The following is a 22,039-nucleotide window of genomic DNA, read 5'->3' as shown; positions in this document are numbered from 1 at the left end:
CGGTGCGCCGGTACGGGCAAGTCGGCGGACGCGGCGCAACGGGATGCGGCCGGTGCGGGCCCGTGGTTCGCTGATGCGGTGAGCCGCCAGCGCACGGGGCACGGCCCGTTCGACCGGTACGCCCGGGCCGGCCGCGGGGACGTCGTGCGACGGCAGGAGCTGCTGCGGGTGCGGGGGCGCAGCGTGGCCTGGGCGCCGCCGCTGCTGCTGCTTGTCGCGATCCTGTTCGGCGACTGGAACACCACCGGCGACTTCCGCATGGTCTCCTGGATCGTGCTGGTGCCGGGCATCGCCGCCGCGCTGTGCGGGGTGGGGGGCACGGCCGTGTTCGCACTGCTGTCCCTCGTCGCCTACGTCCTGGCGGACGGGGCCTGGCCGCACGAGTACCAGGCCGGACCGGCCGACTTCGTCCTCGTGGCCATCGGCGGCGTCCTCGCCGTGCTGGCCTGCGTGGTCCGGGTGCGCGACGAGCACCGCGCGCTGCACCTGGGCGACGTCACCGACACCATCCGGCGCACGGTGCTGCGCCCGCTGCCACCGGGCTGGGGCGGGCTCGACCACGCCGGGGTCTACCTCACCGCCGACGCCCACGCCCGCGTCGGCGGCGACTTCTACGACATCCAGCCCGGCCCGCACGGCACCCGCGTGCTGCTCGGCGACGTGCAGGGCAAGGGGCTGGGGGCGGTGGAGGCGGCCGCCGCGCTGCTCGGCACGTTCCGGGAGGCCGCCTACCACGAGGCGGACCTGGTGACGGTCGCCGAGCGGCTGGAGACGCGGATGCTCCGGCACCGCCGGCACACGGTCGCCCTGGGCCGCTCGGACGGCGACCGGTTCGCCACGGCCGTCCTGCTCGGCTTCCCGGACGACGACCCGGGGGTCGTGGACCTGATGCTGTTCGGCCACGAGGCACCGCTCGCCGTCGGCCCGGGCGGGGTCCGCCGCCTGACGGCCGAGCCCGGGCTGCCGCTGGGCCTGCGGGACCTTTCGCCCGGCCCGCCCCGGGCGCGGCGGGTGCCGGTCCGCGCCGGGGAGACGCTGCTGCTGGTGACGGACGGGGTGACCGAGGCCCGCGACGCCGCGGGGGCGTTCTACCGGCCGGCCGAGGAGATCGCCCGGGCCGTCGCCGAGGACCCGGGCGTCACCGAGCCCGCCCGGCTCGCCGCGTTCGTCCGCGACGGCACGCTGCGGCACGGCGGCGGGCGTCTCGCCGACGACACCACGATCTTCGCCATCCGCCGCCGCCCCACCCCCGACACCCCCGCCCCCGGCGGCCACCCCCCGCCCTCCGGCACCCCCGTCTCCGAAGACTGATCCCCCGCCCCCGGCGGTCACGCCCCCGCCCTCCGGCACCCCCGTCTCCGGAGGCTGATCCCCCGCCCCCGGCGGTCACGCCCCGCCTGTGGCGTCCCCGCCTCCGGAGGCTGATCCCCCGCCCACGGCGGTCACGCCCGCGCCCGTGACGCCCCCGTCTCCGGAGGCTGATCCCCCGCCCACGGCGGTCACGCCCGCGCCCGTGACGCCCCCGTCTCCGGAGGCTGATCCCCCGCCTCCGGCGGTCACGCCCCCGCGCCCCCGGCACCCCCCGTCTCCGGAGGCTGATCCCCCGCCTCCGGCGGTCACGCCCCCGCCCGTGGCGTCCCCGCCCCCGGCCCGCGCCCCGGCGCCCCGTCTCCGGCGGCTAGCCCCCGCCCCCGGCACCTCCGCCTCCGGCCCGCGTCCGGGCACCCCCGCCTCCGGCGGTGGCGCCTTCGGCTGACGCACCCCGTCCGGCGCGCACGCGGCGCCTGCCGGGGGGCGTGGAGAGGCCCCCGGGAGGCGGACGTTGGTGGTCCGTTGCCCCTTCGCGCCGTCGCAGCGGTTACGGTGCTGCCGTAGGCGATCGACGCGAGGGGGAGGGACGATGCCGGGAACCGTGCTGCTGCTGGCGGCCTCGCCGGTGGGCCGAGGGCGTCTGGTCGACGCCGCCTCCGTGCTTCCCGTCCTTGCGGCCGTGCCGCCCGCCGTACTGGCCGGCACGGACACCGCCAACGTCGTCGAACTCGCCGATCCGCTGGAGCCGCAGGCCGTCCTCACCCGGCTGCGCGCCGCCGCCGCGGCTCCCGGCCCGCTCACCGTGTACGTCGCCGGCCAGCTCCAGCTCGACCGCCGCCAGCGCCTGCCCCACCTGGCGCTGGCCCGCACCACCGCCTCCACCGCCCGCTACACGGCGTTCCCCTGGCACTGGTTCCGCGAGGAGCTGCGGCTGCGGCCGGCCGGCGCCACCACCCTCCTGGTCGACCTGCACGCCGACGCCGAGACCTGGCAGCTGCTGCGCACCACCCCGCTGGACTCGGGGCGCGGCAACGCCGTCCACGGCCGTATCGCGCCGCCGCCGTCCCGGCGCACGGTCGCGGAACCCGCGTACATGAAGGCCGTCGCGACGATCCTGCGCAGCGGATTCAGGCCGCCCGCCGGGCAGTTGCACGAACAGGCGCTGGCGCGGATCGCGCCGGAGAGCGCGGACCGGGACCTGGTGCTGAACACGCCCGGCCCGGTCGGCGGGGACCCGCACGCCGCCCTGGCCGCCGCCGTGCGGGCCGGCCGGCACGCCGACGCCGACGCCCTGGCCGCCCGGCACGAGCAGGCCGCCGTCGCCGCGCACGGACCCGCCTCCGAGGAGGCCCTGCACTGGGCCGAGGTCCGCGCCGACGTGGCGATGCTCGCCGGGGACGCCGCCCGCAGCTGCCGCACCTGGCTGACCGTCGCCACCACCCGCCTCAACGCCGGGCAGGCACCCGACGCCCCCGCGGTGGAGTCCGCGGCGGACCGGGCCCACCACCAGTGGGGGCGGATCCGCGACCCGCTCCGCGCCCGCGAACTGGGCCCCGCGCTGGCCGTGTTGCGCAGCCGCGTGCCGGGCCGGCGCGAGGGGGCGCTCGACCATGTGCAGCGGCAGCTGCGGCAGTTGCAGACCCAGCCCTGAGACCCCGGGGGCACGTCACGGGTCTGCCGCCGGGCCCGGGTCGGGTGTCATGATGGCGGGATGACAGAGGGGGACCGAGTGGCTGTCTTAGGCGTACGCGTCCGGCTGGGTGCCGGCGCGACCATGGAGGACGTCAGAGCGCTGCGGGCGTGGCTGGAGCGTGACGAGCCGCTGGAGGAGCTGCTCTCGGGCGGTCACCTGCGCATCGAGGAGCGGACCACGGCCGACGGGCCGAAGGGACGCCTCGGGCCGGACGTGGAACTCGTCCTCCAACTGCTCGGCGACGTCGCCACGATCGCGGCGCTGACCGAGTACACCGCCCGCGCGGTGAAGACCTGGAAGAACAACCGCCGCAGGCTCCAGGGCGGCGAACCCGATTCGGACATCCGCCCGTTGGGACCCGACGGGGAGTAGCCGGGTGAGCCGCTTCGACCCGCGCGGCAGAGCGAACCGGGCGCTGCTGGCCGGCGTGTCCGAGTACGACCACACGGCACCCGACCCCCAGGGGGTCAGCGGACAGCTGCCCGCCGTCCGCCACAACCGCAAGGTGCTGGAGGACGCCCTGCACCGGGGCGGGGTCTTCCGCGCGGGCGAGATACGGGTGCTGGCGTCCCCGGCGCCGGACGACTTCACCGGCGAACTGCGCCGCGCCGTCCGCGAGACCGACGGTGTGCTGCTGCTGTACTTCGCCGGGCACGCCGTCGTCACCGACACCTCCGTGCACAAGCTGCACCTGCAGATGCGCACCGCGCGGATGGTCGCGGGCGAGGAGCTGCCCGGCGCGGTGAGCTTCGCGGGCGTGCTGGGCGAACTGTGCGCCCCGGAGAGCCGCCCCGAGCGGGTCCTGGTGATCCTGGACTGCTGCTACGCGGGTAACGCCGCCGCGATCTGGCACCGTTTCGAGGCGCCGCAGGAGCGCAAGGAACGAGTCCTGCTGCTGATGAGCGTGCAGCCCAACCGGTACATCCTGGGCGGCGATGCCGACGGTCCGACGCCGTTCACCCACGAGATGGCGCGCTTCCTCGACGAGGGCGGGGAGGTGTGGCTGTCCACGCTGTACCCCGCGCTGAAGCAGCGGATGGCCGCGGCGGGTTACCGGGCGGAGGACGACGACCTCCAGAAGCCGCAGGCCCTGGCCCCGCCCTGGAACCCGGACGCCGACGTGCTGCTGGCGGCCGGACCGGTCCCCGCGCCCCCCGCGCCGGACCCCGTCCTCGACCCGGACCCGCACCCCGCCCCGGACCCGCACCCCGCCGCGGGCCCGCACCCCGCCCCGGGCCCGCACCCCGCCCCGGATCCCGGCCGCGACCCGGACCCTCCGGGGCCCCCGCCCAAGCCCTGGCCGGTCAGGGCCGCCCGGGCCCTCGCCGGCCGGCTGGGCCGCACCGCGCTCACGCTGCTGCTGGCGCTGCTCGCCACCGGCGCCGGCGGCTACGGCCTCTACGCCCTGATCGGCGACTCCGGACCCTGCGGCCCGGCCCTGGAGCTGCGGCTGCTCGTCGACCCGGACCTGGAGCCGGCGCTGAACGCCGCCCGGGACGCCTTTCTCGCCTCCGGCGCCAACCGCACCGACGAGGGCTGCCGGCGCAGCGGCATCACGGTCTACAGCGCGGCCGCCGCCGACGTGGTGACCGCGCTGGGGGAGCGCACCGACGCCTGGCAGAAGCCCCGCGAGGACGTCAACCCGCAGCGGGACATCGGCCCGCAGCCTGACGTGTGGATCCCCGCCACCCGCGCGACCGCCGAGCGGGCCGTCGTCGACGCCGCCCGGCAGGACCGCGTCTTCGCCGCACTGGAACCGGACACCGAGCCGTTCGCGTACTCGCCGATCGTGCTGGCCCTGCCGGACGGCCTCGACACGGGCGTCGCACGGACCGGGCAGTCCGTGACCTCCCTGGTCGGCGCCCTGGAGGAGGCGGACCGGGCGGCCGAGGTGCACCGCCCGGACCCGGACTTCACCGACGCGGCCCTGCTGGCGACGGTGGGCCTGTACGGCGAGGACGCCCCCGCCCGGGGCGCCGAGCAACTGCTCACGCGCGCCGGACGGCCCGAGCCGTCGGCCGTGCGGCTGCTGTGCACGCTGCCGGACACCGACGCCGTGGACAACCGCAGTGCGGCCCTCGTGCCGGAGTTCCTGCTGGAGAGCGGCACCGGCTGCGACTCGGCCACCCGCGTCGCGCGCACCGCCGCCTACCCCGACGACGTGCCCCCGCTGGAGCCCACGTTCGTGCGGGTGCGCTGGGAGGACGGCGACCGGGACGCGGACGCGCGGGACGACGCGGTGCGCCGCTTCCGGGCCTGGCTGACGGGTGCGGAAGGCCGGGCGGTACTCGGCGAGCAGGGCTTCCGCTCGCCCTCCGGTGCCCACGCGCTCCTCGACCCGGGACGGGTCCCCGCGGGGTTCACGGCGTCCGTCCGTCCCGTGAAGTCGGCCGAGGCGGCGGCGCTGGATCTGACCCTGGAGCGGTACCGCAGGGCCCACGGGAACGGCCGGGTCCTGTACCTCCTCGACAGCTCCGGTTCGATGGCCCGGGTGTGGAAGGGCCCCAGCGGCGGCCCCGGCATCCTCGGGCAGACGCTGCCGGGGCTCGGCGGGGAGGACGAGTACGGCGTGTGGGCGGTGCACGGCACCGGCCGGAGCACCCACACCCAGGTGCTGGGCTTCGGCACCCACGCCCGCGCCGAGGCCGAGGACAGGCTCGACGCCGCGCGCTGGCGGGACGCGGAGGCCGACCCGGCCGCGGCGCTGGAGGACGCCCTGGAGTTCATGCGCGAGCGGGGCAGCGGCGACGACCGTCCGCAGCTCATCGTGTACCTCAGCGACGGCGAGGACGACGACCGGCTGACCGGCGAGGCCCTCGCCGCGGTCGAGCGGCGGGCCCGCACCTCGGGCGTCCCGGTGGTGATGGCGTCCCTGAACAGCTGGGGCTGCGACCGGAACCGCCCGGCGCGCAGGATCGCCGACGCCGCCCGGGGAAGCTGCCTGGACACCGGGGACGACCTCGTGGCCATGGTGCACGACGAGGTGTCCCGCATCGGATCGGGGGAGGAATGATGGTCCGCCGCGTGACGGCCGCCGCACTGTCCCTGCTGTCGCTCGTCGCACTCGCCTCCTGCACCGGCGGGGGCGCGCAGGAACAGCCGCCGGAGACCGACCCGCCCCGGATCGTGGTGGCCAGCGGGCAGGACGTCACCGGCAAGAACGGCATCCGCCAGCAGCTCATCGACGTGTGGAACGACCGCCAGGGCGAGCACGGCTACCGGGCCCGGCTCGTCGAACTCCCCGGCTCCGCCGACCAGCAGCGCAGCCAGCTGCTCGGCGCGCTCCAGTCCGGCAGCGCCGAGTACGACGTGGTGAACCTGGACGTGACGTGGGTCCCGGAGTTCGCCGCGGCCGGGGTGATCCGGCCGCTGACCGGTGCGGCCGTCGAGTCGCCCGGGGACATCATCCCGTCCGTGGACAGCACGGCCCACTGGGACGGCGAGCGGTACGCGGTGCCGTTCAACAGCGACGTCGGGCTGCTCTACTACCGCAAGGACCGGCTGCGGGAGATCGGCGCCTCGCGGACCGACCTGAGCGCGGGCGTCACCTGGGACGAGGTGCGGGAGTGGATCAGCACCGAACCCCCCGACCCCGCGCCGGAGGACTTCGGGGACGGCTGGACCACCCAGCTCGCCCCCTACGAGGGCCGCACCGTCAACGCGATCGAGGCGTTCGCCTCGGCCGAGCCGGACTTCGCGCTCACCGACGACCGGGGCCGCTACGCCGCCGACGCCGCGCAGCTGACGGCCGGGGTGACCGAACTGCGCGAACGCACCGCCCGGCCCTACACGCTGGAGGAGGCCGCCGAGTCCCGGGAGGCCGAGTCCCTCAGCGCCTTCGCCGAGGGCCGCGCGATCTTCCTGCGGCACTGGCCCTACGTCTACCCGGCGCTGCGCGAGACGTTCGGCGACGACCTCGGCGTGACGCAGCTGCCCGGCAAGGCGGTGCTCGGCGGGCAGAACCTCGCCGTCGCCTCCTCCGCGTCCGAGCGGCGGGCCGCGAAGGCCGCCGAGCTCATCGCGTTCCTCACCGACCCCGACAGCGAACGCTGCCTGCTGCGCGCCGGGTTCGCCGCGACCCGGGCCTCCGCCTACCTCGACTCCGGCTCGGCCCCGGAGTGCCGGCACGTCGCCGCCTACGCCGAGACGCCGTCGGCGTCCCCCACCGGCGAGAGCGCCGAGCACACGGTGCCCGACCTGCTGCCGTCCGGGGGCAGCTACTTCCGCCACGTCCTGCGGCCGGCGCTCCAGGAGGCCGTCCACCGCCCCCGCACCCCCCTGTACGGCGCGGTGACCCAGACCCTGATCACCGGCCTGGACCCGCTGTACGACCGCAAGAAGGACCGCCCCTCCGACGCGGAGATCGGACGCCGGCTCGACGCCGCCCTCCGCGAGATCCTGCCGGACTGACTTATCAGATTCGCCCCACCTGTGCGCAGCCGGGCGCTTACGCTCGGCGACGGAACGACAGGAGCGCCCCAGGGCGTTCGGACCCGGGGGTGACCGCTGCATGGCCAACGTCCGCCGACTCGACCCCACCGCGTCGCCGCTGGACTACTTCGGCTCGGAGCTGCGCCGCTGCCGCGAGGCCGCGGGGTTGTCCCAGAAGGAGCTGGGCGACTGCATCTACTGCACGGGCTCGCTGGTGGGCCAGATCGAGACGGCCCACAAGGTCCCGACGAGGGAGTTCGCGGAACGCGCGGACGCCGCCCTGATGACGGACGGCTGCTTCTCGCGGCTGGTGGGGTTGGTGCTGCGGAGCCGTTTGCCGACCTGGTTCCAGGCCTATGCCGAGATGGAGGCCCGGGCGACGTACATCTCCGCGTACCAGGGACAGTTGATCTACGGGCTCTTGCAGACGCCGGAGTACGCGCGAGCGGTCCTCGCGACTGGCATGCCGGGCAACGTCGACGACCTGGTGGCGGCCCGAATGGAGCGCCAGCGCCTCCTGACGTGCGGGCGATCACCGCTGATCCTGGTGGTGTTGGACGAGGCGGCGTTGCACCGGCCGATCGGTGGCCGAGAGATCATGCGGACGCAACTGGCCCACCTGCTGAGCTTCCGGGATCACCGCTGGGTGAGCATCCAGGTGCTGCCCTTCGAGTCCGGTGAACACGCGGGCCTCATCGGCTCCTTCAACATCCTCCGTTTCGACGACGACCCGGAGATCGTCTACACCGAGGACATGATCTCCGGCCACATGACGGCCAACCCCGACACTGTCAGGGAAGCCGCCCGCCGCTACGCTTCCTTGCAGGCCGCTGCCCTCTCGGTGAGGGACTCCGCGGCACTGATCGCTCACGTGATGGAGGAGCGCTATGGGGAGCAGCCGGAACGTGACCGAACCGCGGTGGCGCAAGTCGTCCTACAGCGGCAACACCGGCGGTGATTGCGTCGAGGTCGCCGAGCTCGGGTCCGTCGTCGCCGTGCGCGACTCCAAGGACCCCGGCGTCGGGATGCTCAGACTGTCACCGGAGGCCTACGCCGCCTTCGTCGGTCACGTCGCTGTGGAGTGACGGCTCGGGGCGGTGCTCCCCCGCCCTCGCCGGGCCCGCGTTCGCGGCCAGCAGCAGCGTGGCCACGGCGACGAGCGCGGCGGTGAAGCCTCGGGCGTACCGCTCGGCGGTGCGTGTGCGTTCGAGCACGGCGACCTCGCAACTGGGGCGGCTCCTGCGACGGGCAACGGATTAAGCAGGTTCGACAATTCTGCTTAACACTCCGTTTAACCTAGGGGCTGTTCCGGCCGAACGGCAAGAGGCACAAGGGGAGTTGGCGTGGGGGAGCGTGACGACCCGGGGACCATCGGGCGCCGGGTGCAGCGGTTGCGTGTGGAGCGCGGACTGACCCAGCGGCAGCTGGCGGAACCCGTGTACACACCCGCCTACATCTCCACCCTGGAGTCCGGCCGGGTGCGTCCCTCCGACGACGCCCTGCGGCATCTCGCCGGCCGGCTCGGTGTCGCGTTCGACGAGCTGGCCACCGGCCACTCCGCCCGCCTCGTGACCGAACTGCGGCTGCGGCTGACCGAGGCGCAGCGCACCCTCGCCCTGGGCGAGGCCGAGGCGGCGGCGGAGCAGTACACCGGGCTGCTCGCCGAGGCCGAGACGCACGGCCTGCCGGCCGAGCAGTCCGCCGCGCTGCTGGGACTCGGCGAGTGCGCCCTGGAGACGGGCGAGCTGGTGACCGGCCGGGAGCACTTCGAACGGGCCGAGGCCTGCCTGGCCGGTGCGCCGCTGCCCGCCCGGGTGCCGGCCCTGCGCGGCCGGGCCGTCGCGCACTACCTCGCCGGTGAACTGCGCTACGCCGTCTACCTGCTGGAGACGGCCCTGGACGAGCTGAACCGCGGCGGTCTGCACGACCCGGACGCCCTGCTGCTGCTCTACGCCAGCGCCATCGGCCCGTACATGGACATGGGCGCGCACGCCCGGGCCGCCCAGGCCGCCGAGTTCGCCCTGGCGCTCGCGCCGCAGTCCGGCGACCCGGCCCTGGTGGCCCGGATGCACCGGTCGGTGGCCCGCACCCTGGTCGCCGAGGGCCGGCTCGCCGAGGCCGACGCGTCCCTGGCCAAGGCCGCCGAGCTGTACCGGGGTCTGCAGATCCGCACCGAGCTCGCCAACTGCCACTGGATGCGCGGCTACGTCTACGCCCAGGACGGCCGGCTGGAGCGGGCGGAGGAGGAGCTGCGCGAAGCCCTCGGCATGCTGTCGGCCCGCCGCGCGGCCCTCTACAGCAGTCAGGTCGCCGTGGAACTGGCCGACGTGCTGCACCGGCGCGGCAGGTCGGCGGAGGCCGAGGCCCTGCTGCACGACGTGCTGGAGCACCTGACGTCCGAGCGCGGTGCCGTGCACTCCGCCGCCGCGCACCGGCTGCTGGGCATCATCGCGGAGGACGCCCGCCGCACCGAGGACGCCGAGGAGCACTACGTGCGCGCCCTCAGCCTGCTGGAGCGGGCCGGCGCCGCCGGTGACCTCGCCGACCTGTGCCGGCTGCTCGGCGACCTGCTGCGGCGCACCGGGCGGGTGGAGGCGGCCCTGGACGCCTACCGGACGGGACTGGGCCACCGTACGGCCCCCGGCACCACCACCCTGGGACCCGCTCCCGCGCAGCCCCCGCTGTGAGGGTTTTGCCCCACCGGCACCGGGTAGTCGGGCCGGGATCGCGGGATGCACGCACCGGCCGGGTGCCGGTGCGCGTGCGCCCGTGGCCCGTCGACGGTGTGTGCCGCGGTGATCGAAGGAGGCGGTGGCCCGTGCGGCCCAGGCACGACCCCCGAGGCGCCCCCGACGGCGAACCGGGCTGCGGCGCGGGCGGCGACCTGGAGGTGGACGGGCTCCAGGCCGTCGACGCGATCGCCCGGGGCGTGCGCGGCGCCGAGCCCGTGGAGGTGCCGGGGCGGCTGTGCCGGGTGGCCGTGGAACTGCTGCCGGTGACGGGTGCCAGCGTCTCGCTGCGCAGCGACGGCATGCCGGTCCAGCTCAGCGCCAGCAGCGAGGAGGCCGCGCACCTGGCGCACATCCAGGCCACCCTGGGGGACGGCCCGTGCCAGAGCGCGCTGGAGGACGGTGCGCCCGTGCTGGCCTGCGACCTGACGACCGGCGCGGACGCCGGCCGCTGGCCGGTCTTCGCCCAGCAGGCCACGGCGGCCGGGGTGCGCGCGGTCTACGCGGTGCCGCTCGGCAACGAATCGGTGTGCGTCGGCACCCTCGACCTGTACCGCGACCGGCCCGGCGGCCTGTCCGAGCGGCAGCTGCACGTCGCCCGGATCGTGGCCGGGGTCATGACCGTGGCCCTGATGTCCCTGCCCCGCGGGGACGACCCCGAGGTCCCCGACGGCGAGGCCTGGCTGAGCGGGCTCGGCGCGGACCACGACGCGGTCTACCAGGCCGTCGGCATGATCATGGCGCAGCTCGGCGTGTCGGCCGACGAGGCGCTCGCCCGGCTGCGGGCCGACGCCTTCTCGCGCGGCCTCACGGCCCTGGACGCGGCCCGCGACGTGATCACCCACCGCAAACGCTTCGACCGGGACTGACGGACGCGCCGGGGGCGCCTCAGATCTGTGCCCGGCCCGACCTGCCGAGGTCGGCCAGCCGCTGCGCGCCGACCTGCACGGCGTGCCGGGTGACCTCCTCGTACACCTCGCCCAGACCGGCGTTGGTGACGGTGACGGCCTGCTCCCCGACGCGGACGCCCGCGATGTCGAACGTGAGGTAGGTCGACTCCCCGTCCTCCGTCTCACCGGCCAGGGTCACCCGCAGGGCCCGGCGGGCGTCCCCGGCCGAGGGCAGCGGCAGCTCGGAGACCTGCACCTCCTGGACGCCGCCGCGGGAGGCCGTCGCCTCGAACCGGCCGCAGCGCTCCGGCAGCGTCCCCAGCCAGTCGAGGGCGCGGTCGGCGTCCGCCGGGCGGTGGACGGCGACCTGGTAGCGCAGCTGGGCGTCGGTCTCGTCGTCGTCGAGCGCCGATTCCGCGCGCGGGCCGCGGGGGGCGCCGAACAGCTCCTCCGTGTACAGGACGTCCAGCAGCCGCCGGCACTCCGGGTCCTCGGTGGTGCCCTTGAGCACGCCGTCCCGCCATGTCCGGGCGCCCCGCGTCGGCACCCACGGCTCCCCCAGGTCGGCCTCGGTGATCAGCGCGGCCCTGACCAGCGCCGCGGCGAGGTCGCCCCCCGGGGCGACGGGCTGCTTGCCGGCCGGTGACGCGGTGGTCGGCGAGGGCGGGACGGTGAACCACCGGGGCCGCGGTTCCTCCTGGAGCGAGCAGCCGGCCGCGGCGGGCAGGACGGTCAGGGACAGCGCGGCGAGCAGGAGGGCACGGGCGGCGGCCGGAGAACGGGTCATCGGGTGCCTCCTGAGGGCGGGCCGGGGCTCGGCCGGGATCTTCGGTGCTCTCACGGCACCACCGCGCCCGCGCGTCCACCAGCGTGACGGTCCGTCCGGGTGAGGAACGGCGGGGGAGCAGCGCGGCGGTGGCACCGGGCCCGGAAATTGCCTCGCCCCGGCCTCGCCGTGCCTGTTACGTTCGCGCCATGCAGCGCGTCCAGCCCTTCCCGTCCGCCACGACGACGCCGGAGAGTGTCCCGGCGCGCTGACAGCTGACCCAGTGTCCGAAGCCCCGGGGCGAGTGCCCCGGGGCTTCGTCGCGCGGTGCTCGCTCCGTCCCCCTGGAGGAGCCCTCATGCACGACCACCGCCGACTCGGCCGCGAACTGGACCTGTTCGACACCGACCCGCTGATGGGCGCGGGACTGCCGTACTGGCTGCCCGACGGCGCGGTCGTGCGGCACACCCTGGAGGAGTACGTCCGCGACGCGGAGCGCCGGGCCGGGTACCGGCACGTGTACTCGCCCGTCCTCGGCAAACGGGAGCTGTACGAGATCTCCGGCCACTGGGACCACTACGGCGACGACATGTTCCCGCCGATGGACCTGGGCGCCGAGCAGGTCCTGCTGCGCCCCAGCCTGTGCCCCCACCACGCCCTGATCTACCGCGCACGCTCCCGCAGCCACCGCGAACTGCCGTTGCGGATCGCGGAGGTGGGCGGCATGTACCGCTCCGAGCTGTCCGGGGTGCTGGGCGGGCTGACCCGGGTACGGGCCATCACCCTCAACGACGCCCACATCTTCTGCACCCTGGAGCAGGCCGTCGAGGAGGCCCGCGCCGCGCTGGAACTGATCGCCCGTGCCTACGCCGACCTGGGCATCAGCGCCTCCCGCCACCGGCTCTCCCTGCCCGGCGAGGGCGGCAAGTACGTGGCCGACCCGGAGCTGTGGCGGCGGGCCACCGCCCTGCTCCGCGAGGTCCTGGACGGCTCCGGCATCGCCTACGAGGAGGCCGGGGGCGAGGCCGCCTTCTACGGGCCCAAGATCGACGTGCAGATCACCGACCCGGCCGGGCGGGAGGCCACCCTGTCCACCGTCCAGATCGACTTCCACCAGCCCGAGCGCTTCGACCTGCGCTACGTCGGGCCCGACGGCGCCCGGCACCGCCCGGTCATGGTCCACCGGAGCGTCATCGGCAGCGTGGAGCGCGCGGTCGCCCACCTGCTCGAGGTGCACGGCGGCGCCTTCCCGGTGTGGCTGGCCCCGGTGCAGCTGGTGCTCCTGCCCGTCGGTCAGGAGCAGGCCGGGCCCGCCCACGACCTGGCCCGGAGCGCGCTCGGCCTCGGCCTGCGCGCCGAGGTCGCCGGTCCCGACCGGGGCACCCTCGCCGCGCGCGTCCGCGAGGCCCGGCTGGTGCCGTACCAGGCGGTGATCGGCGCCCGGGAGGCCACCGCGGGGCTGGTGGCGCCCCGTCTGCGCGACGGCCGCCGCCCGGGCGCCCTGCCCGCCGGGGAGCTGCTGCGCCGGATCGCGGAACGGGCCGCGGCGCGCGGGACCGGCCTGTGGGAGGGGGACGAGGCGGGCCCCGCACGGCCGTAGGGTCGCCGGTGGAGCCTCGGGCGTACCAGTGGAAGGAGCCCCGCCGTGACGGACGGTCAGCGCATCCCGGTGATCATCGACTGCGACACCGGCGTCGACGACGCCCTCGCCCTGCTGTTCGCGGTACGGCATCCGGCGCTGGACCTGCGGGCGGTCACCTGCGTGGCCGGGAACACGGACGTCGACGGGGTGGTCCGCAACACCCTGACCGTGCTGGAACGGGCCGGGGCCGGGGACGTCCCCGTCGCCCGGGGCGCCGAGCGGCCGCTGATCGAGGCGCCCCGCTCGGCCCGGCACGTGCACGGGCACGACGGCATGGGCGACCTGGGCCTGCCGGCCCCCGCCCGCGAGCCCGCCGGTGTCGACGCCGTCACCCTGCTGCGGCGCGAGATCCTCGCCTCCCCACGGCCGGTCACCCTCGTGCCCACCGCCCCCCTGACCAACATCGCGCTGCTCCTGCGCACCCATCCGGAGGTGGTGCGCAACCTCGAGCGGATCGTCTTCATGGGCGGCGCGGCGGCGACGGGCAACGCCACGCCCGTTGCGGAGTTCAACGTCTGGCACGACCCGGAGGCCGCCGCGATCCTGCTCACCGCCGGGGTGCCGATCACGATGTACGGGCTGGACGTGTTCACCCGGGTCGTCGTCCCGGCGGCGGACGTACGGCGCCTGCGCGCGAGCCGCGAACCGGGCGCGCGGCTGGCCGGCGACCTGCTCGCCCACCGCCCGGCCCACCCGGGCAGCCGCCCGGACGACCCCGCCGAGACGGCCGGCGGCCTCGGCGACGCGGGCGCGGTGTGCGCGGTCGCCGACCCGGAGGGCCTGACCACCCACCGCCTCCCGGTGGAGATCTCCCTCGCGCCCGGCCCCACCCGCGGCATGACCGTCGTGGACCGCCGCCCCCGCCCCGGCGAGTCCGAACTGCACGAGGGCATCCGGGAGCAGGCCCTGGTGGACGTCGGCCTGGACGTGGACGTGGAGCGCTACGTGAAGCTGTATCTGTCGACGGTCGTGGGGTGACGGGCGCCCCGGCACCCACACGGTGGTTCCTTTTTCCGGCATTCTGGACAGATTCAATGCTGTCGCCCGTATGCCCTGCCAAGGAGACCGCGTGACCGATCGCTCCGCTCCCGACCTGTCGTCCCGCGACCCCTACTGGTGGCGGCAGGCCGTCGTCTACCAGGTCTATCCGCGCAGCTTCGCCGACGCCGACGGTGACGGACTCGGCGACCTGCGCGGCATCACCCACCGCCTCGGGCATCTCGCCGCGCTGGGCGTGGACGCCCTGTGGCTGAGCCCGTTCTACCCGTCCGAACTCGCCGACGGCGGCTACGACGTCGCCGACCCGCGGGACGTCGACCCGCGCCTGGGCACCCTGGACGACTTCGACACGCTGGTGGCCGAGGCGCACCGGCTCGGCCTGAAGGTCATCGTCGACATCGTCCCCAACCACTCCTCCCACCAGCACGTGTGGTTCCAGGAGGCCCTGCACGCCGGGCCGGGCTCCCCGGCCCGCGACCGGTACGTCTTCCGCGACGGCCGCGGCGAGCACGGCGAACTGCCGCCCACCGACTGGCAGTCGGTCTTCGGCGGCAGCGCCTGGAAGCGGGTGCCCGACGGGCAGTGGTACCTGCACCTGTTCGCCCCCGAACAGCCCGACCTCAACTGGGACAACCCCGAGGTCCGCGCCGACTGCCGCACCACCCTGCGCTTCTGGTCCGACCGCGGGGTCGACGGGTTCCGCATCGACGTCGCCCACGCCCTCGTCAAGGACCTCGCCGAACCGCTGCGCGACCTCGGCCGGCCGGAGCTGAGCCGCGAGGAGGCCCTCACCGCGCTGCCGCCCGGCACGCACCCCTTCTACGACCGCGACGAGGTGCACGAGATCTACCGCGACTGGCGCAAGATCTTCGACTCCTACCGGCCGCCCCGGATGGCCGTCGCGGAGGCCTGGGTGCCCGGAGCACGCCGTGCGCTGTACGCCCGCCCGGACGAGCTGGGCCAGGCGTTCAACTTCGAGTACCTCCAGGCGAACTGGGACGCCGAGGAGCTGAGGCGGGTCATCACCGACTCGCTCGACACCGCCCGGGCGGCCGGTGCCTCGGCCACGTGGGTGCTGTCCAACCACGACGTCGTCCGGCACGCCTCGCGCCTGACGCTGCCGCCGGACACGGACCTCAACGCCTGGCTGCTCTCCGGCGGCCACGCACCGGCCGTGGACCGGGAGGCCGGGCTGCGCCGGGCCCGGGCGGCCACGCTGCTGATGCTGGCGCTGCCCGGGTCGGCGTACCTCTACCAGGGCGAGGAGCTCGGGCTGCCCGAGGTCGCGGACCTGCCCACCGAGGTGCTCCAGGACCCGATCTGGGAGCAGACGGGCCACGTCCGCAAGGGCCGTGACGGATGCCGGGTGCCGCTGCCGTGGACGACGACCGGGCCGTCGTACGGCTTCGGGCCGGCCGGGGCGTGGCTGCCGCAGCCGGGTGTCTTCGGGGAGCTCGCCGTCGAGGCGCAGGACGGGGTCGAGGGGTCGACGCTGGAGCTGTACCGGACGGCGCTGAAGCTGCGGCGGAAGCTGCTGGAGGGGGAGGAGCTGACGTGGGCTCCGGACGCGCCGGAGGGGGTGTTGCAGTTCGACCGCTGCGAGGGGTGGCGGTGTGTGGCGAACCTGTCCGGGGCGGTGGTGCCGCTGCCGGCCGGTGAGGTGCTGCTGAGCAGCGGGCCGCTGGAGGAGGGGCGGCTGGGGCCGGACACGGTGGTGTGGCTGGGCCGCTGAGCGCTTCGCGGGGTGGGGGTGAGGTCGGTGGGGGTGGCTGTTGGGCCTCGGGTGCGGCGGCGTGGGGGGTGTTTGCGCAGTTCCCCGCGCCCCTGAGGGGGGTGGGGGGCTGTGTGGGTGGGCGGGTGCGGCGGCGTCGTGGTTGATCGCGCAGTTCCCCGCGCCCCTGAAGGGGCGGTGGCGTCGTGGTTGATCGCGCAGTTCCCCGCGCCCCTGAAGGGGCGGTGGCGTCGTGGTTGATCGCGCAGTTCCCCGCGCCCCTGAGGTCTTCGCGCCCCGCGGGGCTCAGTAACGCACCGCTCGGGCGACGACCGTGTTGACCTTTCCGGTCAGGTCGTGGGTGCTGCGGGCGGTGGCCGTGGCGGACTCGCCGGGCTGGACGTGGTCCACTGTCACGATGACCGTGTCCTTCACACGGCCCCCGCCGTCCGTGAAGTTGATCTGGACGGCGTAGGAGCGGGCGCTGTCGTCCGTGTTGGTGACCGTCACCTCGGCGCGGGCGCGGCCGCCTTGGGTGACGGACGGGGCGGCGACCTTCACGTCGCCCTTGGCGTCGACGCCGTCCTGGATGTCGTCGAGGCGGCGTCCGGCCTCCGCCGTCGCCGACTCCACCGCCTCGGTGGCCTGCGAGGCGATCGAACCGACCGCGGACTCGGCCTCGCGTGCGGTGTCCGCGGGACTGTCGCCGCTGCATCCGGTGAGCGCGGCGGCGGCCAGGCCGAGGGCCAGCACCGCCCCCGTCGACGCCCGGCGCATCCGGTGGCGGGCAGCCATGTCCGTCCTCCCTGGGGTGCGGGGGCGCCGCCGGGAGACCTCCGGGTCTCCCGGCCTCACGGCATCACGTACGTCCGGAGCCGCCGCCGCCGAAGGATCCGCTGGACCCGGGCGACCAGCGGCGGGGGTTCTGGTCCTTGCCGGTCCTGGTGCTCGCGCGGTGCAGTTCGTGCGGCATGATCCGCTGCCCGTCGCGTGTCACGACCGGCATGTCGTCGGGTTCCCGCATCTCCCGCGTCTCGCGGACCGGCCCGGTGTCGGGGAGGTGCGGCTGTTCGTCGGGGGCGGGGTGGTGGGTGTCCTTGTCCATCACCCGCATCCCGACCCGGACGGCCCAGATCAGTGCGCAGGCCACGATCAGACCGGCGACGAAGGCGATGGTCACGGCGACCGCGTGATCCGACGACGCCGCCAGCGAGTCATACGCTGCCGTATTCATGCTCCGATTATCACCGACGTTCTGTGATAAAGCGCCCGGAATGTCCTGGTTCGCCGCGGTGCCCCGTTCGGATCGTCCCGGGAGGCGCGGGGGCGGCGCGGGTGGCAGATTGCGGCCAGAGGAAGACCGGGCCGGGCCGTCGCGTCCCCGCGTGTGCCGCTCGGGAGCCCGGCCCGGCCTTCCCGCCGACCTGACGTGCCGGGCAGGGCAGCCCGTTCCCCTTCGCCGGGAGCGGGCCGCCGCCGTTCGGCCCCGGGCGCGGGTTTGCGGAACCTTTACCCGGGGGCAGGGCGTTGGAGGAGTGCGCGCGCTGAGCGGGTGCGCCAGGTGATGCTGACGAAGACCGAGGTGGCGGCAATGGCAGTGTGGGACCGGCTCAAGGACCAGGCGAAGGCCCTTCAGCAGGGGCAGGCCGGGCGCGGTGCGGCGCCCGGAGGGCACGGCGCAGGGCACAGTGGCGGCGCGCGGTCCGGGGGCGGCGGCAAGGCGCAGCTGATCGGCCTGATCAAGTCGCAGCTCGGCTCGCTGAAGAACGAGCTGAAGAGCGGCGCGTACCGGGACGCGAGCATGGCGATGTGCGCCCTGGTCGCGGCGGCGGACGGGCAGGTGGACCCGTCGGAGCGGCAGCAGGTGGAGTCGATGATCCTCGGCAACGAGGTGCTGCAGAACTTCCCGCCGGAGCAGCTGAGGCAGCGGTTCAACAAGCACGTCGACCAGCTGACCATGAACTTCCAGCACGGCAAGGCCGAGGCGATGCAGGAGATCGCCAAGGCCGTGAAGAAGCCCACCGAGGCCCGGGCCGTGGTGCAGACCGGCATGGTCGTCGCCGGTGCGGACGGGCATTTCTCCCAGGCCGAGGCGTCAGTCCTGCGCGAGGCCTGTGCGGCGCTGGGCTTGTCCCCGGCCGAGTTCCAGCTCTGACCTCCCGGCGGGTCGGGTGCGGCGGACCGGCTCAGGGGGCGCGCAGGGCGTCCACGGCGAGCCGGGCCGCCGTGCCGATCACGGCGTCGGCGGCGGGCAGAGAGGGTGTCATGGGCGGCGGATCGGCCGGCCCGATCGTCCGCGGCCTGCTCGCCGCGGCGCCGGGCGACTCGCAGTGTTCCGCCCGCCTGCCGGCCGGTGCCCGGAACCGGCCCGGTGGTGCCCCCGAGTGAGGACAATCGCCGTATGACCGTCCACCCCTCCCCCTCGCCCCGTCGCGCCTTCCTGGCCGCAGCGGCCCTGCTGCCGCTCGCCGGGTGCGGCGGTGGCGGGGAGCGGACCCCGGCCCGGCCGGACCCCTCCGCCCCGGCCGGCCGCAGCGCACCCGCGCCGGGCCGCCCCCCGGTCCGCCGGCTGCACCTGGCCGGGCTGGAGCGCGAGTACGGTGCCCGCGTCGGGGTCTGGGCCCTGGCGACCGGCACCGGCGAGAGCGCCGTCCACCGGGCCGGTGAACGCTTCGCGTTCTGCTCGACCTTCAAGGCCCTGGCCGCGGCGGCGGTCCTGCACCACCGCACCCTGCGCGGCCTGGACCGGCGCGTCACCTACACCCGGGCCGACCTGCGCTCCACCACGCCCGTCACCGGCCGGCACGTCGACACGGGCATGACCCTCCGCCAACTGTGCGACGCGGCCGTCCGCTTCAGCGACGGCACGGCCGGGAACCTGCTGATGCGCGAGATCGGCGGCCCGGCCGCGCTCACCGCCTACCTGCGCCGGCTCGGCGACCCCGTCAGCCGCATGGACCACTACGAGCCGGACCTGCACGACGTGCCCCCCGGCGACCCCGGCGACACCACCACCCCGCAGGCGATCGGCACCGACTTCCGGCACCTCCTGCTCGGCACCGCCCTGCCCGCCCGGGAGCGCGCCCTGCTCCTGGACTGGCTCTCGCGCAACGCCACCGACGTCGGCGCCCGACGCATCCGGGCCGGGCTGCCCGCCGGCTGGAAGGCCGCCGACAAGACCGGCACGGGCGACTGGGGCCGCGCCAACGACGTGGCCGTCCTGTACCCGCCGCGTGCCGAACCGTTCGTCCTGGCCGTGCTGACCGACCGCCCGGGCCGCGACGCCGAGCCCTCGGACGCCCTGATCGCCGAGGTCACCCGGAGGACCCTCGCCGCCCTGGGCCACCGACCGTCGCCGGGGGCTATAACGGGGCCATGATCTATCACGTCGTACCGCACGCCGTCTGGAACACCGACCCCGGAGGGCCGTACGCCCCGGCCTCCCTCGCCGAGGAGGGCTTCGTGCACTGCTCCCCGGACGAGCCGACGACGCTGGCCGTGGTCAACGCCTTCTACCGGGACGCGCCCCGGCCGCTGCTGGTGCTCGCCCTGGACGAGACGCGGCTGAGCGCGCGGGTGGAGCGGGAGGCCGCCGCGCCCGCCCCACCGCCCGGGGTCGCCGGGGACACCCTGTTCCCGCACGTCTTCGGCCCGCTCGACCGGGCGGCGGTCGACCACGTCCTCGAAGTGCGGTGGGACGACCAGGGACGGGCGGTGGGGCTCGGTACGGCAGGGTGACCGGGTGACCCCCCGCCGGAGGGCCGCCGTGGGCGACCTGCCGCCGTCGTCAGCGGCCCGTCGTGCGCTCCCCGTCGATGCCCCGGCGCTCCGGTGACGGGACGGGCCGGACCGTCGTGGGGGTGGCGGACGGGGCGCGGGACGGGTCCGCCGGGGTCGGTGGCTCCCCGCGGTCGCGGACGGCGGGGCGGGACGGCACGCGCGATGCGGCCGGAGCGCGGGACTCGGCGGGCGCGTCCGAGGTGCGGGGAGCGCGGGACGGGGCGGGAGCCGGGGTCGCCGAGGGGCCGGGGGGTGGCGTGGTGGGGTCGGGCGGCGCCATGGGGATCGTCGCCGGGGCGGCGGGGGCGTCGGGCGCCGCGAGGCGCACCGGCAGGGTGACCAGCGCGGCCACCGCGCAGCACACCCCCGCTCCCGCCGCCGCGCGCAGCAGGCGCCGGCGGGCCGCCCTGCGCCGGACCGCGGTGAACCGGCCGGCGGGCGCGCCCAGGTAGTCGGGCGAGGAGGGGCGCAGCAGCACCGCGAGGGGATCGTCGCAGCCGCACCGCCCGTCGTCCGGGTCGCCGTCACACCGTGTGGTCAAGGCTCCTCCTCAGATGGACGCGCAGCAGTTCGCGGGCCGCGTGCAGATCGGCCTTGACGGTCCCTTCCTTGCGTCCGGTCAGCACGGACACCTCCCGGATCGGCATGTCAGCGTAGTAGTGCAGCAGGATCGGCACGCGCAGCCGTTCGGGAAGCGATTGCACCAGCATCCGCACCGACGGATCGGCCTGCTCGGCGTGAGGGCGTACGGCGGCCTCCGAGGTGACGCGGTGCAGGGCCCGGCGTTCGCGTTCCAGCTTGCGCCAGTGGTCGCGGACGAGGTTGGCGGCGGTGACGTAGAGGAAGCCGCGGGGCTCCTCCACCTTCGTCCAGCGCGCCCACAGCCGGGTGAAGGCCTCCGAGGCGATCTCGTGGGCCGTCTCGTCGTCGTCGACGAGCCGGCGGCACCAGCCGGCCAGACGCGGGTAGAGGGCGGCGAACAGGTCGGACGCCGCCGTCTCACGGGACCGTTTCAACGCTCTCCCCGGGTGGGGGGCTCGGTGCCGCTCAGCGCCGCGAACACGATCACGTTGTCGGCGTAGCCGTCACCGGTACGCGCGCCGCCGCACGTGATCAGCCGCAGCTCGGGGCGGTCCACGTCGCCGTAGACGTCGTCGGCCGGGAACGCGTCCTTGGGGACGGTCCGGACCGCCGTGACGGCGAACCACGCCGCCGTGCCGTTCTCCAGGCGCGCCACGACCCGCTCGCCCCGGCGCAGCCGGTCCAGGTGCCGGAAGACGCCGTCGCCGTACGGGCCGACCGTGACGTGCCCGAGGATCACCGACGGACCGGTGCTGCCGGGGGTGGGGGAGTGCCGGTACCAGCCCGCGCGGTCGTGGGCCGTCACCGGCGGCACCTCCACGGTGCCGTCCGCCGCCAGGCCCAGCCGGAGCAGCGGGGTGTCGACCCCGATCGCCGGGATCAGCAGCCGGACCGGCACCGACCGGGCGAGAGCCCGCCGGCGCCCGGCCGGCACCGGCGCGGACCCGCCGCGCCGCCGTGAGCCGGCTCCACCGGCGTCCGGCCGGGGCGCGCCGGCCCCCGGCCCGCCGCACGCCGTCAGCAGCGCCACCGCGGCAGCGGTCGTGAACGCGCGCCTGGAGAACGCGGTCATGCCCCGCTCGCCCGGCGACGCCGTACGACGACGACCGTGCCGCCGCCGAGGGCGAGCACCGCGGCCGCACCGGCGCCGACCGCCGTGCCGCCGCTCGCCGGGCCGGCGTCCGCCGTCACCCCGGTGTCGGGCGCGCCGCTCGGCACGACGGTCACCTGCCGGTCGGCCGGGGCCCGGGTCGGCGCGGGCCGCGCCGGGGTGGGACGGGCGGATTCCGGGCGGGCGGATTCCGGGCGGGTCGGCTCCGGGCGGGCCGTCGGCGCGGTGGTCTCGGCGGGCCGTTCCGATGCGGGCACCGGGGTGGGCGTGGTCCCGCCACCGGCGAACGCGGGCCCCGACCCCACCACGACGGCGGTGCCGGCGAGGGCCAGCAGGCTGAGAACAGTTCGGCGCATGGAATCGCACTCCTTCGTCGGAAACGGATCGTGCGCAG

General features: G+C 75.7%; 23 protein-coding genes. 15 read left to right on the top strand and 8 right to left on the bottom strand.

The annotated features are described in order from the left end of the window. Positions 1-78: 78 nt before the first annotated feature. From ACH4C6_RS15480 to ACH4C6_RS15450, 7 genes are all read left to right on the top strand, one after another. Positions 79-1,311: a PP2C family protein-serine/threonine phosphatase gene (locus ACH4C6_RS15480; protein WP_398109087.1), complete on the top strand. Its 1,233-nt coding sequence runs from the start codon at positions 79-81 to the stop codon at positions 1,309-1,311. A gap of 589 nt (positions 1,312-1,900) precedes the next feature. Continuing rightward, positions 1,901-2,962, top strand: coding sequence for a hypothetical protein (locus ACH4C6_RS15475; RefSeq protein WP_398109086.1), 1,062 nt, complete (start codon positions 1,901-1,903; stop codon positions 2,960-2,962). A 123-nt stretch (positions 2,963-3,085) separates the two neighbouring features. Beyond that, complete coding sequence (locus ACH4C6_RS15470; protein ID WP_333932011.1) at positions 3,086-3,376, top strand: hypothetical protein; 291 nt, start codon at positions 3,086-3,088, stop codon at positions 3,374-3,376. 4 nt (positions 3,377-3,380) lie between these two features. Beyond that, entirely contained in the window at positions 3,381-6,017 is a 2,637-nt protein-coding gene (locus tag ACH4C6_RS15465) for a caspase family protein (protein ID WP_398109085.1), read from the top strand. Next, positions 6,017-7,414: an extracellular solute-binding protein gene (locus ACH4C6_RS15460; protein ID WP_398109084.1), complete on the top strand. Its 1,398-nt coding sequence runs from the start codon at positions 6,017-6,019 to the stop codon at positions 7,412-7,414. Before ACH4C6_RS15465 ends, ACH4C6_RS15460 begins: the two co-directional genes overlap by 1 nt. Before the next feature lie 100 nt (positions 7,415-7,514). Then, the gene (locus tag ACH4C6_RS15455) at positions 7,515-8,393 is read left to right on the top strand and encodes a Scr1 family TA system antitoxin-like transcriptional regulator (RefSeq protein WP_398109083.1); all 879 of its coding nucleotides are present in this window, start codon (positions 7,515-7,517) and stop codon (positions 8,391-8,393) included. Continuing rightward, positions 8,323-8,520, top strand: coding sequence for a DUF397 domain-containing protein (locus tag ACH4C6_RS15450; RefSeq protein ID WP_398109082.1), 198 nt, complete (start codon positions 8,323-8,325; stop codon positions 8,518-8,520). The genes ACH4C6_RS15455 and ACH4C6_RS15450 overlap by 71 nt, the downstream gene beginning before the upstream one ends. On the opposite strand, the gene ACH4C6_RS15445 is transcribed toward ACH4C6_RS15450, so the two are convergent. Further along, complete coding sequence (locus ACH4C6_RS15445; protein ID WP_398109081.1) at positions 8,473-8,649, bottom strand: hypothetical protein; 177 nt, start codon at positions 8,647-8,649, stop codon at positions 8,473-8,475. The genes ACH4C6_RS15450 and ACH4C6_RS15445 overlap by 48 nt on opposite strands. Positions 8,650-8,778: 129 nt before the next feature. On the opposite strand from ACH4C6_RS15445, the gene ACH4C6_RS15440 reads away from it, so the two are divergent. Further along, positions 8,779-10,122 (top strand): tetratricopeptide repeat protein, encoded by a 1,344-nt coding sequence (locus ACH4C6_RS15440; RefSeq protein ID WP_398109080.1) that lies wholly within the window; start codon positions 8,779-8,781, stop codon positions 10,120-10,122. Between the two features lie 131 nt (positions 10,123-10,253). Beyond that, positions 10,254-11,033 (top strand): GAF and ANTAR domain-containing protein, encoded by a 780-nt coding sequence (locus ACH4C6_RS15435; RefSeq protein WP_398109079.1) that lies wholly within the window; start codon positions 10,254-10,256, stop codon positions 11,031-11,033. Positions 11,034-11,052: 19 nt separating this feature from the next. Here the strand turns inward: ACH4C6_RS15435 and ACH4C6_RS15430 are convergent, their stop codons facing one another. Further along, a complete protein-coding gene (locus tag ACH4C6_RS15430) occupies positions 11,053-11,841 on the bottom strand; it encodes a hypothetical protein (RefSeq protein ID WP_398109078.1) in 789 nt (262 codons plus the stop codon). A 337-nt stretch (positions 11,842-12,178) separates the two neighbouring features. Between ACH4C6_RS15430 and thrS the strand changes: the two genes are divergently transcribed. The 3 genes from thrS to ACH4C6_RS15415 all read left to right on the top strand — a co-directional run bounded on the left by thrS (position 12,179) and on the right by ACH4C6_RS15415 (position 16,193). Further along, entirely contained in the window at positions 12,179-13,420 is a 1,242-nt protein-coding gene (thrS, locus tag ACH4C6_RS15425; RefSeq protein ID WP_398109077.1) for a threonine--tRNA ligase, read from the top strand. A 45-nt stretch (positions 13,421-13,465) separates the two neighbouring features. Beyond that, on the top strand, positions 13,466-14,440 hold the full coding sequence (locus ACH4C6_RS15420) for a nucleoside hydrolase (protein WP_398109076.1): 975 nt from the start codon (positions 13,466-13,468) through the stop codon (positions 14,438-14,440). A 91-nt stretch (positions 14,441-14,531) separates the two neighbouring features. After that, positions 14,532-16,193, top strand: coding sequence for a glycoside hydrolase family 13 protein (locus ACH4C6_RS15415; protein WP_398109075.1), 1,662 nt, complete (start codon positions 14,532-14,534; stop codon positions 16,191-16,193). A gap of 285 nt (positions 16,194-16,478) precedes the next feature. Here ACH4C6_RS15415 and ACH4C6_RS15410 read toward each other — a convergent pair whose 3' ends face one another. Further along, the gene (locus tag ACH4C6_RS15410) at positions 16,479-16,967 is read right to left on the bottom strand and encodes a hypothetical protein (protein ID WP_398109074.1); all 489 of its coding nucleotides are present in this window, start codon (positions 16,965-16,967) and stop codon (positions 16,479-16,481) included. 64 nt (positions 16,968-17,031) lie between these two features. Continuing rightward, entirely contained in the window at positions 17,032-17,406 is a 375-nt protein-coding gene (locus ACH4C6_RS15405) for a DUF6479 family protein (RefSeq protein WP_398109073.1), read from the bottom strand. A 357-nt stretch (positions 17,407-17,763) separates the two neighbouring features. Here ACH4C6_RS15405 and ACH4C6_RS15400 point away from each other — a divergent pair, with 357 nt between their 5' ends. The 3 genes from ACH4C6_RS15400 (at position 17,764) to ACH4C6_RS15390 (ending at position 19,910) form a co-directional block, all read left to right on the top strand. After that, complete coding sequence (locus tag ACH4C6_RS15400; RefSeq protein WP_398109072.1) at positions 17,764-18,327, top strand: tellurite resistance TerB family protein; 564 nt, start codon at positions 17,764-17,766, stop codon at positions 18,325-18,327. Positions 18,328-18,573: 246 nt separating this feature from the next. Beyond that, positions 18,574-19,551 carry a class A beta-lactamase gene (gene bla, locus ACH4C6_RS15395; RefSeq protein ID WP_398109071.1) on the top strand — a complete coding sequence of 326 codons (978 nt, stop codon included), beginning with the start codon at positions 18,574-18,576 and terminating at the stop codon, positions 19,549-19,551. Next, the gene (locus ACH4C6_RS15390) at positions 19,548-19,910 is read left to right on the top strand and encodes a DUF952 domain-containing protein (protein WP_398109070.1); all 363 of its coding nucleotides are present in this window, start codon (positions 19,548-19,550) and stop codon (positions 19,908-19,910) included. Before bla ends, ACH4C6_RS15390 begins: the two co-directional genes overlap by 4 nt. A gap of 49 nt (positions 19,911-19,959) precedes the next feature. On the opposite strand, the gene ACH4C6_RS15385 is transcribed toward ACH4C6_RS15390, so the two are convergent. From ACH4C6_RS15385 to ACH4C6_RS15370, 4 genes are read right to left on the bottom strand one after another with little or no spacing between them, the layout of a single operon-like run. Continuing rightward, positions 19,960-20,493 carry a hypothetical protein gene (locus ACH4C6_RS15385; RefSeq protein ID WP_398109069.1) on the bottom strand — a complete coding sequence of 178 codons (534 nt, stop codon included), beginning with the start codon at positions 20,491-20,493 and terminating at the stop codon, positions 19,960-19,962. Continuing rightward, positions 20,477-20,968 carry an RNA polymerase sigma factor gene (locus ACH4C6_RS15380; RefSeq protein ID WP_398109068.1) on the bottom strand — a complete coding sequence of 164 codons (492 nt, stop codon included), beginning with the start codon at positions 20,966-20,968 and terminating at the stop codon, positions 20,477-20,479. The genes ACH4C6_RS15385 and ACH4C6_RS15380 overlap by 17 nt, the downstream gene beginning before the upstream one ends. Next, positions 20,965-21,606 (bottom strand): class F sortase, encoded by a 642-nt coding sequence (locus ACH4C6_RS15375; RefSeq protein ID WP_398109067.1) that lies wholly within the window; start codon positions 21,604-21,606, stop codon positions 20,965-20,967. Before ACH4C6_RS15375 ends, ACH4C6_RS15380 begins: the two co-directional genes overlap by 4 nt. Continuing rightward, on the bottom strand, positions 21,603-22,001 hold the full coding sequence (locus ACH4C6_RS15370) for a sortase-dependent protein (protein WP_398109066.1): 399 nt from the start codon (positions 21,999-22,001) through the stop codon (positions 21,603-21,605). The genes ACH4C6_RS15375 and ACH4C6_RS15370 overlap by 4 nt, the downstream gene beginning before the upstream one ends. Positions 22,002-22,039 lie beyond the last annotated feature (38 nt).

This window comes from Streptomyces sp. NPDC017943 (assembly GCF_044328425.1).
Taxonomy (GTDB): Bacteria; Actinomycetota; Actinomycetes; order Streptomycetales; family Streptomycetaceae; genus Streptomyces; species Streptomyces djakartensis_A.
The sequence above is the reverse complement of the archived record's forward strand: the minus strand, read 5'-3'. Positions and strand labels throughout refer to the sequence as shown.